This is a genomic window from Streptomyces sp. NPDC005017, from assembly GCF_042873115.1.
In the GTDB taxonomy this organism is placed as follows: domain Bacteria; phylum Actinomycetota; class Actinomycetes; order Streptomycetales; family Streptomycetaceae; genus Streptomyces.
The window spans coordinates 106,322-127,584 of the sequence record NZ_JBIALD010000005.1 but is presented as its reverse complement, the minus strand read 5'-3'; the positions used below and the strand labels follow the sequence as shown (position 1 = coordinate 127,584).

The window sequence follows — 21,263 nt, the reverse complement described above, 5'->3', positions numbered from 1 at the left end:
TGTGGATAACTCCTGTGGATAACGAAAATGTGCAGGTACGACAGGTGTGATCGGCCGAAAACCGTCCAGAGCCCTGGGGTGGCACAGCTCGGCACGTGAGTCGGCTCGGGCACCCCGCGGCGGGACAGTCCGGCGGACCGTTCCCCCCGAGGGCCCCGCTCAGCAGCCCCGCCGAGCGCCCCCAGCATGCGCCCTTGCCGACCACCTCGCCGAGCGCCCCCGGTGTGCGCTGAGAACGTGCGCCTAGAAGCGGCCGTCCTGGCAGCGAGCCACCCAGTCCGCCGCCTCGACGAACTCCGTGTCCGAGGTCCCCAGCCGCGGCGGACTCACGTCCGCGATCTCCACGTCGGCCCGCGGGTACGAGCCCAGGTACCGCACCTCCAGGCAGATCCGCTTCAGCCCCGTCAGGGCCTCGGCCACCCGCCGGTCGGAGATATGGCCCTCGGCGTCGACGCAGAAGCAGTAGTTGCCGATGCCGGCCCCGGTCGGCCGGGACTGCAGCAGCATCAGGTTGATGCCGCGGGTGGCGAACTCGCCGAGCAGGTCGCGCAGTCCACCCGGGTGGTCGTCGCGCTGCCACAGCACCACGGAGGTCTTGTCGGCCCCGGTCGGCGCGGCGGGCCTGGCCGGCCGTCCCACCAGCACGAAGCGCGTCTGAGCGTTCTCCGCGTCGTGGATCTCGGTCTCCAGGGCCTCGAGGCCGTAGCGGGCCGCCGCGAACTCACCGGCGAAGGCGGCGTCGTACCGGCCCTCCTGGACCAGCCGGGCGGCGTCCGCGTTGGACGCGGCCGACTCCCACTGGGCGTCCGGAAGGTTCTTCTTCAGCCAGTTGCGCACCTGGGGCTGGGCCGCCGGGTGGGCCGAGACCGTCTTGATCTCCGACAGTTTCGTGCCGGGCCGCACCAGCAGTGCGAAGGTGATCGACAGCAGCACCTCGCGGTAGATCATCAGGGGCGCGCCCGCGACCAGCTCGTCCAGGGTGGTGGTGATCCCGCCCTCGACGGAGTTCTCGATCGGCACGAACGCGGCCTCGGCCTCGCCGGTGCGCACCGCGTCCAGCGCGGACTGCACGGACACATAGGGGACCAGCTCCCGGGTCGCCGTCTCCGGGAGCGTGCGCAGGGCGACTTCGGTGAAGGTGCCCTCGGGGCCGAGATACGCATAGCTCGCTGGCATGTCCCTCACCCTAACGGCCGCCCGCATCTCAGGCGTGCCCGTCTCATGGCGACCACTCTTGAGGGTGGTTTGGAACTCGGCAGGCTGCCGAGCCACGCCCCCGTCCGCCCCTCTCACCCCTCCAGCAGCCCCTGACCCACGTACTCCCCCTCCGCCGCCCCGCCCGGCACCGCGAACAGCCCGCTCGCCTCGTGCCGGACGAACCGCGAGAGCGCGTCCCCCCGGTCCAGCTTGCGCTGCACCGGCACGAAGCCGCGCAGCGGATCGGCCTGCCAGCAGACGAACAGCAGCCCCGCGTCCGGGACCCCGTCCGTGCCGATGCCGTCGTGGAAGGAGAACGGGCGCCGCAGCATGGCCGCGCCGCCGTTCTGGTCGGGCCGGCTGATCCGCGCGTGCGCGTCGATCGGGACGACCAGGTTCCCCTCGGCGTCGGTCTTCTCCAGGTCCATCTCGGCCGTCTCCGAGCCCCCGGACAGCGGCGCCCCGTCGGCCTTGCGCCGCCCGATGACATCCTCCTGCGCCTTGACGGACAGCCCGTCCCAGTCGTCCAGGAGCATGCGGATACGGCGTACGACCGCGTAGGAGCCGTTCGCCATCCACGCGGGGTCCTTGGCGCCCGAGTCGGGCACGAAGATCCGCTGGTCGAAGTCGGGCTCGGCCTGTTTGGGATTGCGTGTGCCGTCGACCTGGCCCATCAGATTCCGGGCGGTCATCGGGTGCGCGGTGGCCCCCGGCGACCGGTTGAAGCCGTTCATCTGCCAGCGCACCCGGGCCGCTTCCCCCGCGTCCTTCTGGATCGCGCGCAGGGCGTGGAAGGCGACCAGGGCGTCGTTCGCGCCGATCTGCACCCACAGATCGCCGTTGCTGCGCGCCTTGTCCAGCCGGTCGGAGGAGAAGTCCGGCAGCGGGTCCAGTGACACCGGGCGCTGCTTCTGGAGCCCAGTACGTCCGAAGAAGCTGTGTCCGAAGCCGAAGGTGACCGTCAGCGACGAGGGGCCCGCGTCCAGCGCGATGCCGGTGTCCTCCTGGGCCGCGGGCTCGCCCGCCATCAGCCGCCGGGCCGTGTCCGACCAGCGGCGCAGCAGCGCGGCGGCCTCCCTGCGTCCGGCCCCGGGGGCCAGGTCGAAGGCGACGAGATGACCGCGGGACTGGAGGGCGTCGGTGATGCCCGGCTGATGTTTCCCGTGAAACATCGCCTCCCCGGCGCCGACCGAGGTGAGCGGCGTCGCCCCCGCCGGCGCCGCCGCGTACCCGACGGCACCACCCGCCGCGCCGAGCGCGAGCCCGGTGGCACCCGCGGTGGCGAGCAGGGTGCGCCGCGTGACGCCCCCGCCGGCCGGTGACGCCGGGGCGACGGGGTTCTCCACGGAGGTCCGGGCCTCGGGAAGGGACTGGTCAGCCATGGTGGTTCAGCCGATCTTCGCGTTCTTGTCGACGGTCGTCTGGTCGATGTCGGAGGTCCGTACGGTCACGGCGACCGTCCAGTCACCGGCCATGGGGATCTGCACCCCACTGGCCGACCAGTGTCCGGTGGTGATGTGGTCCGGCACGACGGGCAGCGGGCCCACGTCCCGGGACTTCAGGGTGAACGACAGCTTCACCTCGGGGACGTCGAAGGCGCGGCCGTTGGGCCGTTCCACATAGACGTGCATCTCGTTGCCGCCGACCCGGGCGGGGTCGAGCTCGACGCGTACGAGGCCCTTGCCGTCCTCGCCGCCGGTGTCGAACGGCATGTCCAGGGTGACCGCGCCGGACGTCGGGGCGGTCACGGCCGCGGCGGTGGCGGCCTTGGCCTCCTCCTCGGTGCGGCCCGGCTCGGTGGACGTCAGCATCGTGGTCACGGCGAGCACCACGACGGCGACGGACGCCTCGGCCAGCACCGAGCGGCGCAGTCCGGACCGCTGCGGGTCGGCGTCCCGTGCCTGCTTGCGCCGCGCGCTCTCCTCGGCGGCCCGCTGGCGGGCGAGCTGCGCGGCCCGCGCGGGGGTCGTACCGGGGTCAGACCCGCCGGCGCCCGATCCGTGGGAGTCCGAACCATCGGAGTCCGAGCCGTCGGAGTCCGAGCCGTCGGAATGCGACGTGCCAGAGCCCTCGGAGCCCTGCTCGGTGCCAGCGTCGGTGTCGGTGTCGGCCGCCGCCCCCGCCCCCGTCCGTACGGTGGTCCTCTTCACGATGGCCGTCTCCACCGGCGGCGCCGCCAGCCGGGACGTCCACCGCCGTGAGAGCCACGCGATGCCGACGAGCAGCGCCACGACCCCGAGCTTCACCAGCAGCAACCGGCCGTACCGCGTCCCGGTCAGCGCCGACCAGGTGCCGACCTGCCGCCACGCCTGGTAGGTGCCGGTCGCGACCAGGGCGATCACACAGCCGAGGGCGAGCCGCGAGAAACGGCGCACGGCGGTCGCGTCCAGCGGGGTGTCGGCGGGCGCCCGGTACAGCGCGACCAGCACCGTGCTCAGCCCGCCCAGCCAGAGGGCCACGGCCAGCAGATGGACGATGTCGACCGGCATGGCGATGCCGGGCTGGAGCCCGCTGGAGGCGTGCTCGGCCATCGCCCAGCTCGCCGCGAGACCGGACGCCACGGCACCGCCGCCGATTGCCAGCCCCAACGCCAGGTCCCGCTTCTCCTGCCCCTCCCTCTTGTCGTACGCCCCGAACAGGACGGCGATGAAGAGGGCCCCGGCCGCGAGCAGCAGCAGCCGCGACACCAGCGCGGCACCGGTCTTGGTCTGGAGGACCTGGCCGAGCAGCTCCAGGTCGAAGACGTCGGCGACCTTCGAGGAGGTGGTGTACGAGCCGCGCAGGAGCAGCAGCCCGAGCGTCGCGGCGGTCAGCGCGACCCAGCCGGAGACGACCAGCCGCTGCACCGCGCGCACCCCGGAACCGCGCTGCCAGCAGGCCAGCACGAAGGCGCAGCCGCCGACCAGCACGATGAACCCGGCGTACGACACATAGCGGCCGAGCCCGTAGAGCCGGCCGACCGGGCCGTCGCCCGATGCCTGCTCGACGGACACGGTGGTCGCGGAGGGCGCGCCGACCGAGAAGGTGAAGGCCCCGGAGACGGGATGGCTGTCGGCGGAGACGACCTGGTAGGTCACGGTGTAGGTGCCGTCGGGCAGCCCCGAGTGCAGTCCCACGGCGTACGTCGTGCCGCCGCTGCCCGAAGCCTTGCCGTCGTCCGCGCGCTCGCCCTTGGGGTCGAACACGCGCAGCGAGTCGCCGGTCAGGGAGACGGCCTCGGAGAAGGTCAGCGAGACCTGCCGGGGCGCCTGCTCGACCACCGTCCCCTGCCCGGGGTCGCTGCCGGTGAGCGCGGCGTGCGCGGAGGCCGGTGCGGCACCGGCGAGCAGCGCGCCGGCCACGGCCAGGAGCAGCAGCACCAGCGTGCGGACGCGCGGGGTGACGGTGTGCGCCACGGTGATCCCTCCCTCAGTTCCCGGACGTGGGGCGGTACGTCGCCGGCTTCACCGGCAGGTCGACCTCGACCGGGTCGAGGCCGCTGAAGTGCAGCGTGACGGAGACGGTCTGGCCCTCCTCGGGCCGCTTGACGAGGCCCCCGAACATCAGATGGCTGCCGCCGCTCTCGAGGACGAGCGAGCCGTGCGCGGGCACGTCGAGGGAGGAGACCTCCCGCATGGCCTGTCCGCTGGTCTCGTGGACGGTGACCTCGCCGAGGTCACTGGTCACGGATGTCAGCCGCGCGCCGCGGTCGCCGTCGTTGGCGATGGTCAGGAACCCGGCCGCCATGTCGGAGACCGGCTGGGGCATGTAGGCACCGCTGACGGACAGTTCGGCGCCGGAGGAGCCCTCGTCGCCGCAGCCGGCCAGGGCCAGAGCGCCGGCCAGGGCGAACGCGGTCACCGGAACGGCACGCCTCACGGCCTGGCTCCCTCGATCAGCTTGGGGAGGTCCGCGGTGTAGTCGTCGACGGTGGCGTCCTCGCCGTAGAGCACGTAACCGGCGTCGGTCTTCGGCGAGAAGGCGATGACCTGGGTGCCGTGCATGGAGACGACCTTGCCCTTCTCCTTCTTCGGCGCGTCGATGGAGATGCCGAGGGTGCGGGCGCCGGCCTGGATGGTGGCGAAGTCGCCGCTCAGGCCGACGACCTGGGGGTCGATGCCCTTGAGCCACTTGCCGAGCGCCTCGGGGGTGTCGCGCTCGGGGTCGGTGGTGACGAAGACGATCCGCAGCGCGTCCTGCTGGGCCCTGGACAGCGACTTCTTGGCGACGGCGATGTTGCTCATCGTCAGCGGGCAGACGTCGGGGCAGTTGGTGTAGCCGAAGTAGACCAGCGTCGGCCGCCCCTGGGTCTCCTTGCGGAAGTCGTACCCCTTGCCCGTGGTGTCGGTCAGGATCATGTCCGGCTTCTCGAACGGCTTGTCGAGAACGGTGGCTGCCTTGTCCGAGCCGGTCTCCTCGGAGACCACGGAGACGGGCGAGGCGCTGTCGTCGCCCCCGCCGCACGCGGACAGGGTCAGGGAGGCGGCGGCGAGGAACGCGGCCGCTGCGAGCTGCTTCTTGCGCTTGGAGTGCATGGAGTGATGTCCCGGAGGTGAGGTGCTCCGGTGCGCGCCGGGGCGTTGGCCGTCCCGGCGCGCACCGAGGTTCGGTGTCCGGCGGGCGGGCGGGCACACCGCCCGCCCGCCAGCCGGAGAACGGGTCAGGCGGAGCGGCGGCGTCCGGCCAGGACACCGTAGGCGACGCCGGCCACGCCGACGACGATGCCCACGACGCCGAGGACCCGGGCGGTGGTGTCGGTGCTGTCCTGCGAGGCCTCCCCGGCGGCGGAGGTGTGCGCGGCGGCCTGGTCCGCGCCGGCCGAGGGCTCGGCGGAGGCCTTGTCGTCGGCGCCCGCGCCGTGGTGGCCGTCCTCCTCGGCGGCGGACAGGGCGAGGACCGGCGCCGGGTTCTCCGGCTCCTCGTCACCCTGCTGCACCTCGATCCAGCGCACGACCTCGCCGCCCGAGTACGTCTGGATCGCCTTGAAGACCAGTTCGTCCGTGTCCTCGGGCAGGGCGCCGACGTTCACCGGGAACTTCTGGAAGAAGCCGGGCTTGATGCCACCACCCTTGGCGGCGGTCCAGGTGACCTTGCTGACGACCTCGGTGATCTGGCGGCCGTGCAGGTTCAGCGGCTTGTCCAGCTTGGACTTGGTGACCTTCGCGTCCCAGCCCGGGACCGGCTCCGGCATCACCGAGGCGAGGGGGTGCTCGGCCGGGAAGTTGACCTCGAGCTTGACGGTCGAGGCGTCGTCACGCTCGTTGGGCACCTTGAAGTCGACGACCGCGTAGCCGCCCTTGGCGGCCTTGCCCTCGGGCTGGACGCTCACATGCGCCAGCGCGGGCGATGCCAGGACGAGGACGGTGGTGCCGGCGACGGCAGCGGCGGCGGCGATTCGGGAAACCTGCATGAGAGGAAGCACTCCACTTCGGGTGAGAACCGGTGGTCCGGTGAGGAAGAGGGACACGGGCGCGCGCAGGTGACCCCGGGTCACGGGAGAGCCGTGCCACACACCGCGAGCGTTCTCCGGGGAGAACGTCACGGCGGGCGGGGGAGCGAGGCGCACGCGGACGCGTGCCGCTCGACGACGGCCGTCACCGGGTCACCGGGAACGGGATCACGAGGGATCACCGGGACCCGGATGACCACGGGGGCCACGGGGGCCACGGGGACCCCGAGAGTCACCGGGATCGCCGGGGAGCCGGACCAGCCCGGCAAGGCCGGGCAGAGGCGGGCATGCCCCCGGAAGGTGCGGTCGCGTCAGGCGGCGAGAGCGAGCGCGGCGGCAGGCGGGCCGCGCCGGACCACCGAGTGCTGGAGTGCGGACGTCCCCGGTTCGTCGGGCGCGAGCAGCGCCGTGCGCGGCGGACGCGGCAGGGTGACCGAGGCGTACGGAAGGCCCGCACACAGGGCGCGCACCAGCGCGAACGCCCCGCGCAGGGACCGGACGAGAGCCCCCTCGGCGACCCCGTGCGCGGACAGGCGGGCGAGCCGCAGCAGGGCCAGGTCGCCGTGGCGCAGCAGCCAGCCGACGGCCAGCGCCGCGAGGGTGTGCCCGAGGAGCATCGGCAGCGAAGGCAGCAGGGAGGCGGAGGAAGCGGACGCGGATGAAGCGGCCGCGCTGGACAGCGCCTCCGCCGGGCCGTGCGCGGGGTGCGCTCCTGCCGTGCCGCCGGGTCCCGCGCCGCCGGACGGCAGCAGCCGGGCGTCGGTGAGGATGCGGTGCGCCTGGGCCGGGCTGAGCGCCGCCGCGGTCGTTCCGCACAGCAGGCGCGCGGCCCGCTCGACCACGGCCGCGTCGCTCGTGGCCTGGGTCACGGACTCCGTGCCGTGCTGCCCCAGCCCGAACAGCGTGTGCAGTACGGTCTGTCCGGCCGCCATCAGGGCGACGATCCCGGGCAGCGAGCGTGTGTGCCCGGCGAGCGGTACCGCCACCGCGAGCACGGCCAGGAAACCCGCGCCGAGCGCCCACAACGGCACCGTGGCACAGGACGCCAGGGCGTGCCCGGCCCCGGACAGCACGACACAGACCGCGGCGAACACCGCGGCCCGCAGAATCCGGAGCCTGGCTCCGGAGGGCGTCGTGCGTGGGTGGGGGGCAGACATGGCGGGCTCATCATCGCACCGGGCCCGCGCCCGGCGTACGGCAGGTCCGCAAGATGCCATAGGTCGTATCCGGCCTCACATACACCGAATGGCACGCGGGGCACATCCCCCATATGGGCGGCATCACGTTGATTGAACGCTTACGTCGGGGCACTCGTGGCAATAGGTATCGGTATGTCGAGCCGCGGCCAGGAGGCTGGAGCATGAGCATCTGGTGGTCACTCCATCTGCGGTGCGAGGCTGCGAGCGTTCCGCTCGCGCGGCGCCTGCTGCTCGGCACCATGGAGACCGCGGGCGTGGACCCGGACATCTCCTACGACTTGTCGGTCGCCCTCACCGAGGCGTGCGCCAACGCGGTCGAGCACGGAGGAACCCGTTCGGGGGGAGTTTCCCCGGAGGCCTACAGAGTGACCGCCTACCTCGACGGGGAGAAGTGCCGTATCGAGGTGACCGACTCGGGCCCGGGCTTCACAGGCTCCCCCGCCGCCCGCCCCGCCCGCCACGACGCCGAGCACGGCCGGGGCCTGTGTCTCATCGAGGAACTCGCCGACCACGTCCACATCGACAACAAGCCGGACCGCAGCGGTGCGGTGGTGAGCTTCGACAAGATGCTCAAGTGGCGCGAGAACACCCCACTGGTCACGGCGTCCTGACGCCCGGCCTCATGCCCCGCGCGCCTTTCTGACGCCCGGCCTCACGCCCCGCCCGCCTTCCCGGAGCAAGGCGCCCCGCCCGGTCGGGCACGGCCCGCCGCCCCCGCCCGGATTCCCGCATGTGAGAAGGGCGTTGACCGCGCTCACCGGCGCGCGGGAGGCCGGTGCCGCCGAACCGGGGCACGGCTGGACGCCCTTCTGACGGTGATGTCCACCCTCCAGGACACCGAACTGCTGCACACGGCGGGCCCGGCCGGCCTGCGCCGCATACAGGCGGCCGCCCGCGCCGTACTCGACGCGGGCGGCTCGGCGGCACCGGAGGGCGGGGCGGCCCTGGCCGCTCCGGACACGGACCTGCGTACCCGGGCCCGGAGCCCGAGGGGCAGCGGGCCTGCCGGCGGGCGCCCTGTTCCTGGACGTGCTCCACGACAGGCCCCAGCCAGGGCCCTTCTGATGGATCCCCGCGGCGTCGCGACGCCCGGCACGCCCTCCCCACTGCCTCAAGGGCGTCGGAGGTGCCCCCAGCCGCACGGTGCGGAGGGACAGCTGGCTCCGCCACGCGACCCTCCGCACCGCACGCCGATCGCACGCACCGGACGCCGCTCCTTCTCCCACGGAGAAGGGCCCTGGCCGGCCAACGCTCCGGCGGGCACCTCGGCTCAGCCCTGCTTCAGCGCCGCCATCCAGGCCTCGACCTCGTCGGAGCGCCGCGGCAGACCGTCGGACAGGTTCCGGTTCCCGTCCTCGGTCACCAGGATGTCGTCCTCGATCCGCACACCGATGCCCCGGTACTCCTCGGGCACGGTGAGGTCGTCGGCCTGGAAGTACAGACCCGGCTCCACCGTCAGGCACATGCCCGGCTCCAGCGTGCCGTCGACATACGTCTCGACCCGCGCGGCCGCGCAGTCGTGCACGTCCATACCCAGCATGTGACCGGTGCCGTGCAGCGTCCAGCGCCGCTGCAGCCCGAGCTCCAGCACCCGCTCGACCGGCCCCTCGACGAGGCCCCACTCCACGAGCTTCTCGGTCAGCACCCGCTGGGCCGCGTCGTGGAAGTCGCGGTACTTGCCGCCCGGCTTCACCGCCGCGATGCCCGCCTCCTGGGCCTCGTAGACGGCGTCGTAGATTTTCTTCTGGATCTCCGTGTAGCGCCCGTTGACCGGCAGCGTGCGGGTGACGTCGGCCGTGTAGTACGTGTGCGTCTCGACACCCGCGTCGAGCAGCAGCAGGTCGCCGGAGCGCACGGGGCCGTCGTTGCGCACCCAGTGCAGGGTGCAGGCGTGCGGGCCGGCGGCGCAGATGGAGCCGTAGCCGACGTCGTTGCCCTCGACCCGGGCGCGCAGGAAGAACGTGCCCTCGATGTACCGCTCGGAGGTGGCCTCGGCCTTGTCGAGGACCTTCACCACGTCCTCGAAGCCGCGCACGGTCGAGTCGACGGCCTTCTGCAGCTCGCCGATCTCGAACTCGTCCTTGACCAGCCGCGCCTCCGACAGGAAGGTCCGCAGCTCCTCGTCGCGCTCGGCGGTGACCTTGTCGGTCAGCGCCGCCTCGATGCCGGCGTCGTGGCCGCGCACGACCCGCACCGGGCCGGTCGCCTCGCGCAGGCTGCCGGCGAGCTCGCGCACGTCCGACGCGGGGATGCCGTACAGCTTCTCCGCCTCGGTCAGCGAGTGCCGGCGGCCGACCCACAGCTCGCCCTGGCCGGACAGCCAGAACTCGCCGTTCTCCCGGTCGGAGCGGGGCAGCAGGTAGATCGTCGCCCGGTGGCCGTCCGCGGCCGGCTCCAGGACCAGGACGCCGTCCTCGGTCTGGTTGCCGGTGAGGTACGCGTACTCGACGGACGCGCGGAAGGCGTACTCGGTGTCGTTCGAGCGGGTCTTCAGGTTGCCCGCGGGGATCACCAGGCGCTCGCCGGGGAAGCGCGCGGACAGCGCGGCGCGGCGTGCGGCGGTCTCGGCCGCCTGCGCGATCGGCGCCAGGTCCCGCAGCTCGGTGTCCGCCCAGCCGCTCTTCATGTTCTCGGCCAGCTCGTCGGAGACGCCCGGGTACAGGCCGTTCTTCCGCTGCTTGATCGGCTCTTCCTCAGAGTTTTCCAGGGTCTCCGGAAGCTCTTCGGCCACGGTCATCCTCCTTGATACGGCACTGGACCCCGTCCATCGTACGGTCGTACGGAGAAGGGGGCCCAGGGCCGAAGCGCCTGTTACGCGCAGGCGCGGGCGGGTCACTCGAAGCGCGCCGCCAGCAGGACCACGTCCTCCTCGCTGTCGGAGGTGTCCGCTCCGTCCGGCAGCAGGGTGCGCAGCACATGGTCGGCGAGCGCCCCGGGATCGCGGCGCAGCGCCCTGGGCGCGCCGGACGCGGCCGCGTGCAGCCGGGCGAAGGCGCGGTCGATCGGGTCGCCGGTGCGGTGCAGCAGCCCGTCGGTGTACAGCAGAACCGTCTCTCCCGCATCTGCGTGGATCTCCACGCTCGGCGCCTCCCAGCAGGCCAGCATGCCCAGCGGGGCCGAGACGGAGGTCTCCGCGAACGCGGTGCGGCGCTCCCCGACCAGCAGCGGCGGGCAGTGCCCGGCCCCGGCGAGGGTGAGCTTGCGCCCGGCGGGTTCGCAGTAGGCGAACAGGGCGGTCGCGGAGCGCGCGGGCTCGGTCAGCCGCAGCAGCAGCTCCAGGTCGGACAGGACGGCGACCGGGTCCTCGCCCTCCATCACGGCGTACGCCCGCAGAGAGGCGCGCAGCCGGCCCATCGCGGCGACCGCGCTCGGCCCGGAGCCGGTGACCGAGCCGACGGCGAGGCCGAGGGCCGCGTCGGGCAGCGGCAGGGCGTCGTACCAGTCGCCGCCGCCGCGCGGGCCGGTGCGGTGCCGGGCGGCGAGCTGGACGCCGGGCACGCGGGGGAGCCGGGACGGCAGCAGCTCCTCCGACATGATCGCCATGGACGCGCGGGTGCGCTCGACCTCCAGCAGCCGGGCGAGGTGCTCGGTGGCGTAGCGGGCGTAGAGGCCGACGAGGTGACGCTGGCGCTCCACCGGCTCGGCCGGCTCGTCGTACAGCCACACCACGGCGCCGAGCCGGCCGGCCGCCTCCGTGGACAGCGGGAGCGCGTAGCTGGCGGCGAAGCCGAGGCGGCGGGCCACCTCCCGGTGCCGGGGGTCCAGTCCGTCTTCGGCCAGCAGGTCCGAGCGAACGATCTCGGCCACACCGCCGGGCAGTCCGGCGGGGGTGTCGAGGAGTTCGCCGTACGGCAGCGAGCCGCGCGGCACGGTCTCGATGTGGCCCAGATCGGCCTGGGCGAGGCCGAGGCCGAGGGTGGTGCGGGGGCCGAGGCCGTCGCCGGGTTCCAGGACGACGAGTCCGCGCCGGGCGCCGACCAGAGCGGCTCCCGCCCGCAGGAGTTCCTGGAGCGCTTCGGCGAGGGCGTCCGTGCGGACCAGGCGTTCGGTGAGCTCGTGGAGCGTGGTGAGGTCCGAGACCCAGCCGGCGAGGCGGTCCTGGAGCAGTGCGCCCGGGCCGGTGTGGACCGGGGGGACGCCCGGCGCGGCGGCGGGCGCGGGCGCGACAGTGTGTGCGGGTGCGGGAACCGTTGAATCGATTCCGGCCACTTTCGGAGGGTGCGGGGCGTTCATGGTGTCCGGCTTTCCGACCGGTGCGTTTTGCTCAAAAGCATCGAAAACCCCCAGGTCATTCTGCGCCGCTAGCAGTGTCTCCACATGTACACGCACTCGTGAGGGGATGTCCAGCATTGTCCTGCTGGGATTCCTGGTGTCCATGTGGTTTACGGGTTGGGTGGTGGTTCCTCTTGTAGAAAGGCAAAGTTGGCTTAAAACTGACTCGGGCAAAGCCTCGTTGAGGTCGACTGGGCTTGCTCGCAGGAGCGTCACAACGGTCGTGATGGGTACGTACTCGGAGAAGGCCAGGGGTGGTTGGGGGCTACCCGGAACCTGGCGACGGACCCGGGCGTCTTAGCCACCGACGACCGTGCCCCATCCTCCCGTGGCGGAGGCGGAGAAATACGCGGGACGGCAAAACGCCAGACTTCGCCACCCCACGCCACGCCCGTGCTTTTGATAGACGAGTACGGACGCAGTCGAGTACGGAGAGCACGGTCGGACCGGCCGCCGCGGTCGTCCGGTCGCGCCGGCCGTCGACACGGCCGACGCCCGACCCGCAGGGGATCCCCGCGCTTCTCGCAGGGGTGTGATGCGCCGGCAGGTACGCACAGTGCAGTGATCGACACATGGTGTATGTGGCCCACGGTGTTGCCAGGCGTGCAACGGAAAGGAACGAGCGCTCATGCGCGAGATCCTCGGAAGGCGACGCAGGCTCCTGTCCCGGCGTGCTGACAAGAGGCCTGAGCTGATCGGCGCGGCCCTGACCTTCGCCACACAATGGCAGTGGCCGGTGCTCCCAGGAGTGCCGGCGGACGCGCGGGCCAGGTCCGGCTGCGGCTGCCCCGACCCCGAGTGCACGGTGCCCGGTGCCCACCCCTTCGACCCCGCGCTGCTCGCGGCGACCACGGACGGGCGGATGGTGCGCTGGTGGTGGACCAACCGTCCGGCGGCCCCGATCGTGCTGGCCACCGGAGGCCGGGCGCCCTGCGCGGTGAGCCTGCCGGCCGCGGCCGCCGCCCGCGCGCTCGACGCGCTGGACCGCGACGGCATGCGCCTCGGCCCGGTCGTCGCCTCGCCCGACCGCTGGGCGATCCTGGTCCGGCCGTACAGCATGGAGCAGCTGGGCGAACTGCTCTACGCCAAGGACTTCGTCCCCGGCTCCCTGCGCTTCCACGGCGAGGGCGGCTATCTCGCCCTGCCCCCGTCCTCGACCGGGCAGGGCGACATCCGCTGGGAGCGCGCTCCGCTGCCGGGTTCGGCCTCGCCCTGGGTGCCCGACGTGGAGGCCGTGGTCGACGCGGTGGTCGACGCCCTCACTCGTACGGGTGTGAGCGCGCCCGAGTTGTAGGGGTGTCGGGCGCGCGGCGAACCGGGCGCCCGTTCGGGCTGGTTATCGTCCCCTCCATGAACCTTCGTCTGCTCGCCCTCGCGGGCGTCGCGGTGTGCGCGATCGCGCTGCCGCTGGCCGTGGCGTCCGCGGACCCGGCGGACGACGAGGAGCGCACGACGGTACGGATGCCCGCGCGCGACCCGAAGGTCTCGCGGGAGCCGGACGTCGACGCGAAAGGGCCCGTGACGGCGCCTTCGCGCACCCCTCTGCTGCTCGGGCTCGGCACCGCCACCGCCGCCCGCTGCGGACCCGAACTCACCTCGCCCGAGGGCGTCGAGGCGCAGACCTGTGTGCTGACCCGGGGCGAGGACACCTGGGCGCGCGCCTACTACCGCAACGCCACCGGGGAGCCGCTCCAGGCCGCGCTGAGCCTGCTGGGACCGGGGGACCGGACCGTGCAGACGTACTGCGCGGTGAGCGCCGGGGACGAGCCCGCGTCCTGTGACACGCCCCGCGAGCGCAGCCGGGCGCGGACGGCGGAGTACAGCGCGTTCGCCGAATTCGCGGCGGCGGGGGCCGACGGCCCGCTGCTGCTGCGCTCGGGCAGTAACTCGTAGGGCCCGTCCCGGGGGCCGCGGCACCCGGATTCCGGGCGGTCCCCCGGCCAACTGCCTTGCCCGCACCTCGGGTTGACCTGTGACCGCGTTCCGTGTGCGCGTCCGGACATGAAGAGACCCGGTTGCTGGCGACGGGGGATGCACCAGCAACCGGGCTAATGGAACGGTAACAAGAGATCGGCTGTTCGCAAATTCGATCTCCGTTTTTCCTCGGCTATTCGGACACCGATCCCGCCCTGCCCGAGCGGGAGTTGTGACCGCTCCCACCGCATTCCGCCCGTCCGGGGCGGCTGACCGACCGGTCAGCCGCCCCGGACGGGCCGCGGTACGTCAGCTCAGCGTGACCTGTCGGTTGGTGAGCCCGCCGCGGGCCCGGCGCTCCTCCGGGGTGAGCGGGGCGTCCGTCGCCAGGGCGGCGGCGAGCCGCTCGGCGAACTCGGCGGCCGGCTTCTCCACGTCCTCGGCGCCGACCCCGCTCGGCAGGTCCCACACCGGGACCGTGAGCCCGTGAGCACGGAAGGAGCCCACCAGCCGGGTGCCCTCACCGAGGCTGGAGCGGCCCGCGGCGTGCAGCCGCGCGAGGGCGTCCAGAAGCTGCTCCTCGGCGTGCGGCATGACCCACCGCAGGTGGTTCTTCTCCGGCGTCTCGCACCAGTACGCCGCGTCCACGCCGGTCAGCTTCACCGTCGGGATGGCCGCCGCGTTGGCCCGCTCCAGGGACGCGGTCACGTCCGGGGTGGCGTTCTCAGAGTCCGGGACCCAGAACTCGAAGCCGTCGTGCACGACCGGCTCGAAAGCGCCCTCCGGGTCGAGCAGGTCCTGAAGGCGAGGGCTGTCGGCGGGCGCGCGGCGGCCCTGCACCGGGGTGCCCGGCTGAGCCTCCAGCGCCTGCCGGAGGGTGTCGGCGAGGTCGCGGCTGATGTCACCGGACGCCGTGTCGTTCTGCAGGCCGATCAGCACCGAGCCGTCCTCGCGGCGCAGGGCGGGCCAGGCCATCGGCAGCACCGTGGCGAGCGTGACCGAGGGGACGCCCTCGGGCAGGCCGTCCTTCAGGGTCAGTTCGACCGTGGCGGCCGGCACCAGTTCGCGCAGCGCGACCCAGTCGCACTCGCCCGCCAGGCCCTCGAAGGGGCGCTGCACCAGCTCGGTCGCCGCGTGCGAGGCCGCCCGGCCGTGACAGGCCTTGTAGCGGCGGCCGCTGCCGCACGGGCAGGGCTCACGGGCTCCGACGACCGGGATCTCTCCGTCGGTGATCTGGGGCTGGTTGGCCTTCGTCTGGGGTCGCTTCTTGGCCATCGTGGGGTCTCCCGGTTACGGCTCTTCTCGTACGGGCGGAGCCTAGCCGTTCGGGCCAGTGGCGACGGAACCCTGTGGACAACGGGAGAGTTGTGGACAAGCGGGTCGTCGTACGCGGGACGGTACGGCCGCGTCCGGGCCGGCGGCCCGGACGGGTCAGTCCAGGTCGTCGAAGGCGTCCGCGAAGTCCAGCTCGACGATGGCGGGTACCGACGGGGCGATGACGCGCGTAGCGAAGTCGTCGCGGCGCCGCCCGGCGTCCGGATCGTGAACGTCGTCGTGGACCACGACCCACACGGTCACCTCGCCGCGGGCGTCGTCCCGGACTCCCCAGTCGTCCGCCAGCGCGGTGATGATGTTCAGCCCGCGGCCACCGTGTGCGGTGACCGACGGGGTGGCTGGAGCGGGGCGGGTGGGACCGCCCCCGTCCGTGACCTCCACCACGAGCCGGCCGTCGGGGTCCACGCGCCACGCGGCCCGGACGTCGCCGTCCCCGGCCAGGGCGTCGCCCAGTGGTCGACCGTGTTTGCACGCGTTGCTCAACAGCTCGGAAAGGATCAGTACGGCGTCGTCGACGACCGATTCCGCTACACCGCCCGTGCGCAACTGATCGCGCATGCGGTGCCTCGCTTCCCCCACGCCCGCAGGGCCATGGGGTACGGCCATGCTCGACGACGTGGGCACCTCCTGTGCCACCACCAACGCCACCCCCGAGACCTCCTTCGCCCCACGCCACGGTGTGAATGCCCCATTGGCCTGTACCGGAAACCGGCCAATCACGTTCCGGTGATGCACTCGCCACGAACGATCACGGACCGAACGCGCCGGTGCACACCGTGTGATCATCCGGGGTGCGCCGCCGGTCGGAGGCGGTCGGGAACGGTCACTCGGAGGGGTGTTCGCGCGGGTGCCGGGCTCAGCGGCCGAGGATCTCCGCCACCGCGCGGGGGCGGTTGGTGATGATGGCGTCGATGCCGAGGTCGAGGCAGAGGCGGACGTCCTCGGGGTCGTTCACGGTCCACACGTGCACCTGGTGACCGGCCCGCTGGAGCCGCTCCACATAGGCGGGGTGGTTGCGCACGATCCGGATCGAGGGGCCCGCGATGTGCACCCCGGCGGGCAGTCGGCCGTCGCGCAGCCTGGGTGAGAGGAACTGCACGAGGTAGACCGTCGGCAGGGTCGGCGCCGCGGCCCGTACCCGGTGCAGCGAGCGCGCGGAGAAGCTCATCACGCGCACCCGGGACTCCTCCGGCGAGGCCGGGGCGTCCAGCCCGAACCGTTTCAGCAGATGCAGCAGCCGTTCCTCGACCTGGCCCGCCCAGCGCGTGGGGTGCTTGGTCTCGATGGCCAGTTCCACCCGGCGCCCGGCGTCGGCGACCAGTTCCAGCAGCCGTTCCAGAGTGAGGACGGAGGTGTCGGCCGGGTCCTCCGGGCGGAACTCCCAGTCGGGTTCCTCCGGGCCGCCGCGCTTCCAGGAGCCGAAGTCGAGGGCGGCGAGCTCGGACAGCTCCAGGGCGGACACCGCGCCGCGGCCGTTGGACGTACGGTTGACGCGACGGTCGTGCACACACACGAGGTGTCCGTCCGAGGTCAGCCGCACATCACACTCCAGGGCGTCGGCCCCGTCCTCGATCGCCTTCTTGTAGGCGGCCAGGGTGTGTTCCGGGGCGTCCTCGGAGGCGCCGCGGTGGGCGACGATCTGGGGATGGTGCTGTGGTGCGTGGGTCACCGCGTCATGGTGCCACCGTCCGGGGGTAGGTGTGACGTCCGAGTGGCGTCCTGGCGGCCTCGGCACGGTGGCCGTTAAGTGAAAAAGGTCCTATATAAAGGATGGCCCCGGACGCACAGGCACGGCTTATGGTGCTCTGACGGCCCGTGGGAAAAGCTGACCGCATACAAAATTGCGCCGCGCAGCGACGACAGCAGTGGAACGAGGAGAGAAGCTGTGAGCACCGAGAACGAGGGCACCGCGGTCCCCCCGGCCCCGTCCGCACCTCCTGTGCCGGTGGACACTCCCGCGTCCTCCCCGCAGGCGCCGGAGAGCGCCTCCCCGACGACGCCCATGCCCCAGCCGCCCGCCGCCCCGGCCCCGCAGCCCCCGGCGTACGGCGACTCCGCCCCGACCGCCCAGCTGCCTCCGGTCCACGGCGACCCGGCCCCGGCCGCACAGCAGCCCCCCGCGTACGGCGCCCCCGAGGCCCCGCACTCCCCGGCGTACGGGACACCGGCCGCCCCGGCGGACACGGCCGTGCACCACACCACCCCCTACGGCGCGCACGGCGCGCAGGGCGGCTGGCCGCCCCCGCCCGCCCCGGGGGCGCACGACCCCGCGCACACCACCCCGCTCCCCGGCGGCGGCTCCGGCGACTCCGGCACGGTCTGGGGCGCCTCCTACCAGCCGGGCGCTCCCAAGCCCGAGCGGCGCGGCCGCGGCGGCCTGCTCGCCGCGGTGCTGGCGGCCGCGCTGGTCGCGGGCGGCCTGGGCGGCGGCCTCGGCTACGTCCTGGCGGAGAACAACGACGACACCAGCTCCACCACCGTCAGCGCGGCGGACACCGGCGGCGACCTCAAGCGCGACCCGGGCACGGTCGCGGGCGTCGCCGCCACCGCGCTGCCCAGCACGGTCACGATCCAGGCGGAGTCCAGCGAGGGCGAGGGCGGCACCGGCACGGGCTTCGTGTTCGACACCGAGGGCCACATCGTCACCAACAACCACGTCGTGGCGGACGCGGTCGACGGCGGCAAGGTCTCCGCGGTCTTCCCCGACGGCAAGAAGTACGACGCCGAGGTGGTCGGCCACGCCCAGGGCTACGACGTGGCGGTGATCAAGCTCAAGAGCGCGCCCTCGGACCTGAAGCCGCTCACCCTCGGCAACTCCGACGACGTGGCGGTCGGCGACTCCACGATCGCCATCGGCGCGCCGTTCGGTCTGTCCAACACCGTGACGACCGGCATCATCAGCGCCAAGAACCGTCCGGTCGCCTCCAGCGACGGCTCGGGCAGCCAGGCCTCGTACATGAGCGCCCTCCAGACCGACGCCTCCATCAACCCGGGCAACTCCGGCGGCCCGCTGCTGGACGCCAAGGGCAACGTCATCGGCATCAACTCCGCGATCCAGTCGACCAGCAACGGCGGCTTCGGCGGCTCCGGTCAGTCCGGTTCCATCGGCCTGGGCTTCGCGATCCCGATCAACCAGGCCAAGTACGTCGCCCAGCAGCTGATCAAGACCGGCAAGCCCGTCTACGCCAAGATCGGCGCCTCCGTCTCCCTGGAGGACTCCACCGGCGGCGCGAAGATCACCGACACCGGCGCGGGCGGCTCCGCCGCGGTCGAGTCGGGCGGCCCCGCGGCCCAGGCCGGCCTCAAGCCCGGCGACGTGATCACCAAGCTCGACGACCACGTCATCGACTCCGGCCCGACCCTGATCGGCGAGATCTGGACCCACCAGCCCGGCGACAAGGTCACCATCACCTACGAGCGCGACGGCCGGACGAACACCACCGAACTCACCCTCGGCTCCCGCACCGGCGACAACTGACCCCCGCCCCGCCCGGCCGACCCGTTACTCTTGTCCCCGCGCCGCCCGCCCCACCGTGGGCGACGCGGGGAGGCGTGCCCGAGCGGCCGAAGGGAACGGTCTTGAAAACCGTCGTGGCAGCGATGTCACCGTGGGTTCAAATCCCACCGCCTCCGCCTGACGAGCAGTGAGAAAGGCCCCTGACCAGGAGACTGGCCAGGGGCCTTTCCCATGCCGGGACGGGCACGTCTGGCGTGGTCCGGTTCGGGGCGACACCTGCACGCGGGAGCGGCCCGGCACGACGCCCGGCGGACGTCGGCCCTACAACTTGTCGTCGCGGGCCAGGATCAGGCTGATCGAGCCGTCCTCGAGGCCGAGCCCGTCGTCGAGGTGCTCGTGGTAGCCGTCGTGGAGTCCGGGATCGGCGAGACCGATGAGCCGTTCGGCCAGGGTCCTCAGGCCTGCGGCGTTGGCCGCCACGGTGATCTCCGTGGCCGAGCCGTACACCTTGATCCGCGGTTCGCTCATGTGGCCACGCTACAGCGGCACTTCACGCTCCCGCCCCGGCCGGTGCCGTGCCGCGTCCGTAAAGGCGCTCACGCGCAGCAGCGGACCGGGGCCTGACGTCCCGCGCGTCCGGGCCGCGCCCCGTCACCGCCCCGTCGCTCCTTCCGCGGCGGGTGACGGACATGTCCCGGAACGGTGACGTAAGGGGTTGCTGTATCGCACCTGGTCAACACCGTTGCTACGGTCGCCCCGACCATCGGTCACGGCCGGTTCGGGCCGTGCGGAACTGGGGGACGAGATGATGAACACCCGACGCCGTCGCAGATCCGTCGCCGTCGCGCTCGCGGCCGTGGCGCTGGGCGCCGCGCTGACGGGATGCAAGGGCGACGAGGCCAAGGCCGTCGGGGGCGACGCGAGCGCGACCCCCGCGACCTCGGCCCCCGCGGGGAAGCCGAGCGCGCCGGCCGACGGCGCCGAGCCCACCGCCTCCGCGCCCGAGGAGGGCGGAAAGGGAGGCGCGTCCGCCCCGCCCTCCGGGGAGCCGGGCGCCGAGCCCGCCGCCGACTGCGTCACCGCGCCGCCGAACCCCGACGACTACGACCCCGACGAGTTCGCCCTGTACGGCTGGGAGGAGATCGACGGCGTCACCGACAAGGTGAACCTGATCGTCCAGCACGGCGCCTGGGGCTGCGGCGAGCCCGACACCGACGGCGCCCCCTTCGTGGGCTCCGGCGAGGAGTCCCGCTGGGCCATGGACCAGGGCGCGTACATCACCGCGACCAACCCGATCGTGGAGAGCACCGAGAACCAGCGGATCGGCGTCCAGGAGCTGCTCGACTGGCTCGACGCCCACCCGGACTCCGGCCTCGTCTTCAAGTACGAGACCGGCGACGACGGCACCGTCCACCGCCTGGACGAGGTCTTCACGCCGTAACGGAGCAGCCGGGGAGTCCGCGGGCCTGTGGGGCGCGGCGGGACCCGGCCCGCCGCGCCCCACAGGCCCGCCGCTCACCCCCTCACGTCCCGCCCCTCCCCGTCATCCGCTCCGCCGACGCGATCGTCGCCCGTGCCTCCCGTTCGGTCAGCCCGGTCGCGCACGCCGCCTCCACCAGCGCGTCGGCCAACTCCCCCGCTATGCCGTTCTCGTGGGCCCGGCAGGCCGCCCAGAACAGCCGGGTGTTGCGCTGCCCCGGATGCGCGGCCAGGACGAACTGGATCAGGCCCTGGCCGTGGCTGCCGCCCGCGGTCGACGGAACCTGCCTGCGCGGGGGCGGCAGCAGCAGACGCAGGAGGGCCACGGGACAGGGCGCCGGGGGCAGATGGCCGCTGCCGGGGGCGGTGGCGTAGACGCCGTGGTCGGTGCGGGAGCCGGGGCCGACGAGATAGCCGCCGGCGCCCCGGATGTCGATGCCGGGGGCGAGGCGGCCGGCCGAGTTGGGGACGACCACGTCCGGCGGGCCGCCGAGCCAGAGATGACGGCCGCCGGAGGGGGTCTGCACGACGACCGTCGGCGGGATCGTGAACAGATGCCGCAGGGCCAGTTCGCGCAGGGCCGCCGAGGAGTCCGTGCCGGACTTGGTGTCCAGGTCGACGCCGATGAGGTGGTGCGGGGGCAGCCCGCAGGCGATGCCGTAGCCGGTGGCCCAGGGCGCGGCGGCGAACATCTCGCGGATGCGCGCCGGTTCGGTGGACGCGTCGTACACGCCGTGGCCGAGGCGGCCGCACTCGCCGCGGCAGGGCGGGAGGCCGGGAGGGTCGTTGCGGTGGGGGGAGCGCAGGGCCGGGAGCTTGGCGCGGGACAAAGGGATGACTGCCAGTCCGCGTTCCGCGGCCGACAGCCCGTGTGCGAGGGCCAGCGTGGTGGCCTGCCGGTCGGTGGTGGCCATGTCCCCATGTTCGTACGAATGTTCGAGGAAGGGAAGAGGGGCCCGCCCCGGCGGCAGGCGGACCGTGC

The 21,263-nt window shown here is 73.0% G+C and carries 19 protein-coding genes, 1 tRNA gene and 1 pseudogene; 7 read left to right on the top strand and 14 right to left on the bottom strand.

Annotation, left to right across the window (positions count from 1 at the left end; all coding sequences use genetic code 11):
* Positions 1-243: 243 nt before the first annotated feature.
* From pheA to ACFYR0_RS09830, 7 genes are all read right to left on the bottom strand, one after another.
* A complete protein-coding gene (pheA, locus tag ACFYR0_RS09860; protein WP_389324075.1) occupies positions 244-1,176 on the bottom strand; it encodes a prephenate dehydratase in 933 nt (310 codons plus the stop codon).
* A gap of 113 nt (positions 1,177-1,289) precedes the next feature.
* Entirely contained in the window at positions 1,290-2,579 is a 1,290-nt protein-coding gene (gene efeB, locus ACFYR0_RS09855) for an iron uptake transporter deferrochelatase/peroxidase subunit (RefSeq protein WP_389324072.1), read from the bottom strand.
* Between the two features lie 6 nt (positions 2,580-2,585).
* Positions 2,586-4,592, bottom strand: a complete 2,007-nt coding sequence (locus ACFYR0_RS09850) for a copper resistance CopC/CopD family protein (RefSeq protein ID WP_389324069.1) — start codon at positions 4,590-4,592, stop codon at positions 2,586-2,588.
* 13 nt (positions 4,593-4,605) lie between these two features.
* Positions 4,606-5,055, bottom strand: a complete 450-nt coding sequence (locus ACFYR0_RS09845) for a copper chaperone PCu(A)C (protein WP_389324066.1) — start codon at positions 5,053-5,055, stop codon at positions 4,606-4,608.
* Positions 5,052-5,711 (bottom strand): SCO family protein, encoded by a 660-nt coding sequence (locus ACFYR0_RS09840; RefSeq protein WP_389324063.1) that lies wholly within the window; start codon positions 5,709-5,711, stop codon positions 5,052-5,054. Before ACFYR0_RS09840 ends, ACFYR0_RS09845 begins: the two co-directional genes overlap by 4 nt.
* Positions 5,712-5,836: 125 nt before the next feature.
* Entirely contained in the window at positions 5,837-6,586 is a 750-nt protein-coding gene (locus ACFYR0_RS09835; RefSeq protein WP_389324060.1) for a YcnI family protein, read from the bottom strand.
* A gap of 350 nt (positions 6,587-6,936) precedes the next feature.
* Entirely contained in the window at positions 6,937-7,782 is an 846-nt protein-coding gene (locus ACFYR0_RS09830; protein WP_389324057.1) for a hypothetical protein, read from the bottom strand.
* 203 nt (positions 7,783-7,985) lie between these two features.
* Between ACFYR0_RS09830 and ACFYR0_RS09825 the strand changes: the two genes are divergently transcribed.
* Both ACFYR0_RS09825 and ACFYR0_RS09820 read left to right on the top strand, forming a co-directional pair.
* Positions 7,986-8,435 (top strand): ATP-binding protein, encoded by a 450-nt coding sequence (locus ACFYR0_RS09825; protein WP_389324054.1) that lies wholly within the window; start codon positions 7,986-7,988, stop codon positions 8,433-8,435.
* 46 nt (positions 8,436-8,481) lie between these two features.
* A pseudogene (locus ACFYR0_RS09820) lies at positions 8,482-8,889 on the top strand (triphosphoribosyl-dephospho-CoA synthase); the annotation flags it as partial.
* Positions 8,890-9,094: 205 nt separating this feature from the next.
* Here the strand turns inward: ACFYR0_RS09820 and ACFYR0_RS09815 are convergent.
* Together ACFYR0_RS09815 and ACFYR0_RS09810 are read right to left on the bottom strand one after the other, a co-directional pair.
* A complete protein-coding gene (locus ACFYR0_RS09815; protein WP_389324051.1) occupies positions 9,095-10,561 on the bottom strand; it encodes an aminopeptidase P family protein in 1,467 nt (488 codons plus the stop codon).
* A gap of 95 nt (positions 10,562-10,656) precedes the next feature.
* Entirely contained in the window at positions 10,657-12,174 is a 1,518-nt protein-coding gene (locus ACFYR0_RS09810; RefSeq protein WP_389324616.1) for a PP2C family protein-serine/threonine phosphatase, read from the bottom strand.
* A gap of 550 nt (positions 12,175-12,724) precedes the next feature.
* On the opposite strand from ACFYR0_RS09810, the gene ACFYR0_RS09805 reads away from it, so the two are divergent.
* Both ACFYR0_RS09805 and ACFYR0_RS09800 read left to right on the top strand, forming a co-directional pair.
* Positions 12,725-13,390 carry a bifunctional DNA primase/polymerase gene (locus ACFYR0_RS09805; protein ID WP_386385197.1) on the top strand — a complete coding sequence of 222 codons (666 nt, stop codon included), beginning with the start codon at positions 12,725-12,727 and terminating at the stop codon, positions 13,388-13,390.
* A gap of 56 nt (positions 13,391-13,446) precedes the next feature.
* Positions 13,447-13,989: a hypothetical protein gene (locus ACFYR0_RS09800; protein WP_389324048.1), complete on the top strand. Its 543-nt coding sequence runs from the start codon at positions 13,447-13,449 to the stop codon at positions 13,987-13,989.
* A 330-nt stretch (positions 13,990-14,319) separates the two neighbouring features.
* Here ACFYR0_RS09800 and ACFYR0_RS09795 read toward each other — a convergent pair whose 3' ends face one another.
* The 3 genes from ACFYR0_RS09795 to ACFYR0_RS09785 all read right to left on the bottom strand — a co-directional run bounded on the left by ACFYR0_RS09795 (position 14,320) and on the right by ACFYR0_RS09785 (position 17,014).
* On the bottom strand, positions 14,320-15,285 hold the full coding sequence (locus ACFYR0_RS09795) for a DUF5926 family protein (protein WP_386385193.1): 966 nt from the start codon (positions 15,283-15,285) through the stop codon (positions 14,320-14,322).
* Between the two features lie 156 nt (positions 15,286-15,441).
* Positions 15,442-15,993, bottom strand: a complete 552-nt coding sequence (locus tag ACFYR0_RS09790) for an ATP-binding protein (protein ID WP_389324045.1) — start codon at positions 15,991-15,993, stop codon at positions 15,442-15,444.
* Positions 15,994-16,201: 208 nt separating this feature from the next.
* Positions 16,202-17,014: a glycerophosphodiester phosphodiesterase gene (locus ACFYR0_RS09785; RefSeq protein WP_389324042.1), complete on the bottom strand. Its 813-nt coding sequence runs from the start codon at positions 17,012-17,014 to the stop codon at positions 16,202-16,204.
* Positions 17,015-17,230: 216 nt separating this feature from the next.
* Here ACFYR0_RS09785 and ACFYR0_RS09780 point away from each other — a divergent pair, with 216 nt between their 5' ends.
* Positions 17,231-18,823, top strand: coding sequence for a S1C family serine protease (locus ACFYR0_RS09780; RefSeq protein ID WP_389324038.1), 1,593 nt, complete (start codon positions 17,231-17,233; stop codon positions 18,821-18,823).
* A gap of 68 nt (positions 18,824-18,891) precedes the next feature.
* Positions 18,892-18,978 (top strand) — tRNA-Ser (locus ACFYR0_RS09775).
* A 145-nt stretch (positions 18,979-19,123) separates the two neighbouring features.
* On the opposite strand, the gene ACFYR0_RS09770 is transcribed toward ACFYR0_RS09775, so the two are convergent.
* Positions 19,124-19,330 carry a hypothetical protein gene (locus ACFYR0_RS09770; RefSeq protein WP_389324035.1) on the bottom strand — a complete coding sequence of 69 codons (207 nt, stop codon included), beginning with the start codon at positions 19,328-19,330 and terminating at the stop codon, positions 19,124-19,126.
* A gap of 280 nt (positions 19,331-19,610) precedes the next feature.
* On the opposite strand from ACFYR0_RS09770, the gene ACFYR0_RS09765 reads away from it, so the two are divergent.
* Positions 19,611-20,243, top strand: a complete 633-nt coding sequence (locus ACFYR0_RS09765; RefSeq protein ID WP_389324032.1) for a hypothetical protein — start codon at positions 19,611-19,613, stop codon at positions 20,241-20,243.
* Positions 20,244-20,325: 82 nt separating this feature from the next.
* On the opposite strand, the gene ACFYR0_RS09760 is transcribed toward ACFYR0_RS09765, so the two are convergent.
* Positions 20,326-21,195, bottom strand: coding sequence for a bifunctional DNA primase/polymerase (locus tag ACFYR0_RS09760; RefSeq protein WP_389324029.1), 870 nt, complete (start codon positions 21,193-21,195; stop codon positions 20,326-20,328).
* Between the last annotated feature and the right edge of the window lie 68 nt (positions 21,196-21,263).

Bases quoted from the DNA above. Each gene is read 5' to 3' on its own strand.
- pheA (WP_389324075.1), bottom strand. From the start codon at position 1,176: ATGCCAGCGAGCTATGCGTATCTCGGCCCCGAGGGCACCTTCACCGAA.
- efeB (WP_389324072.1), bottom strand. From the start codon at position 2,579: ATGGCTGACCAGTCCCTTCCCGAGGCCCGGACCTCCGTGGAGAACCCC.
- ACFYR0_RS09840 (WP_389324063.1), bottom strand. From the start codon at position 5,711: ATGCACTCCAAGCGCAAGAAGCAGCTCGCAGCGGCCGCGTTCCTCGCC.
- ACFYR0_RS09835 (WP_389324060.1), bottom strand. From the start codon at position 6,586: ATGCAGGTTTCCCGAATCGCCGCCGCCGCTGCCGTCGCCGGCACCACC.
- ACFYR0_RS09830 (WP_389324057.1), bottom strand. From the start codon at position 7,782: ATGTCTGCCCCCCACCCACGCACGACGCCCTCCGGAGCCAGGCTCCGG.
- ACFYR0_RS09825 (WP_389324054.1), top strand. From the start codon at position 7,986: ATGAGCATCTGGTGGTCACTCCATCTGCGGTGCGAGGCTGCGAGCGTT.
- ACFYR0_RS09815 (WP_389324051.1), bottom strand. From the start codon at position 10,561: ATGACCGTGGCCGAAGAGCTTCCGGAGACCCTGGAAAACTCTGAGGAA.
- ACFYR0_RS09810 (WP_389324616.1), bottom strand. From the start codon at position 12,174: ATGCTGGACATCCCCTCACGAGTGCGTGTACATGTGGAGACACTGCTA.
- ACFYR0_RS09805 (WP_386385197.1), top strand. From the start codon at position 12,725: ATGCGCGAGATCCTCGGAAGGCGACGCAGGCTCCTGTCCCGGCGTGCT.
- ACFYR0_RS09800 (WP_389324048.1), top strand. From the start codon at position 13,447: ATGAACCTTCGTCTGCTCGCCCTCGCGGGCGTCGCGGTGTGCGCGATC.
- ACFYR0_RS09795 (WP_386385193.1), bottom strand. From the start codon at position 15,285: ATGGCCAAGAAGCGACCCCAGACGAAGGCCAACCAGCCCCAGATCACC.
- ACFYR0_RS09770 (WP_389324035.1), bottom strand. From the start codon at position 19,330: ATGAGCGAACCGCGGATCAAGGTGTACGGCTCGGCCACGGAGATCACC.
- ACFYR0_RS09765 (WP_389324032.1), top strand. From the start codon at position 19,611: ATGAACACCCGACGCCGTCGCAGATCCGTCGCCGTCGCGCTCGCGGCC.
- ACFYR0_RS09760 (WP_389324029.1), bottom strand. From the start codon at position 21,195: ATGGCCACCACCGACCGGCAGGCCACCACGCTGGCCCTCGCACACGGG.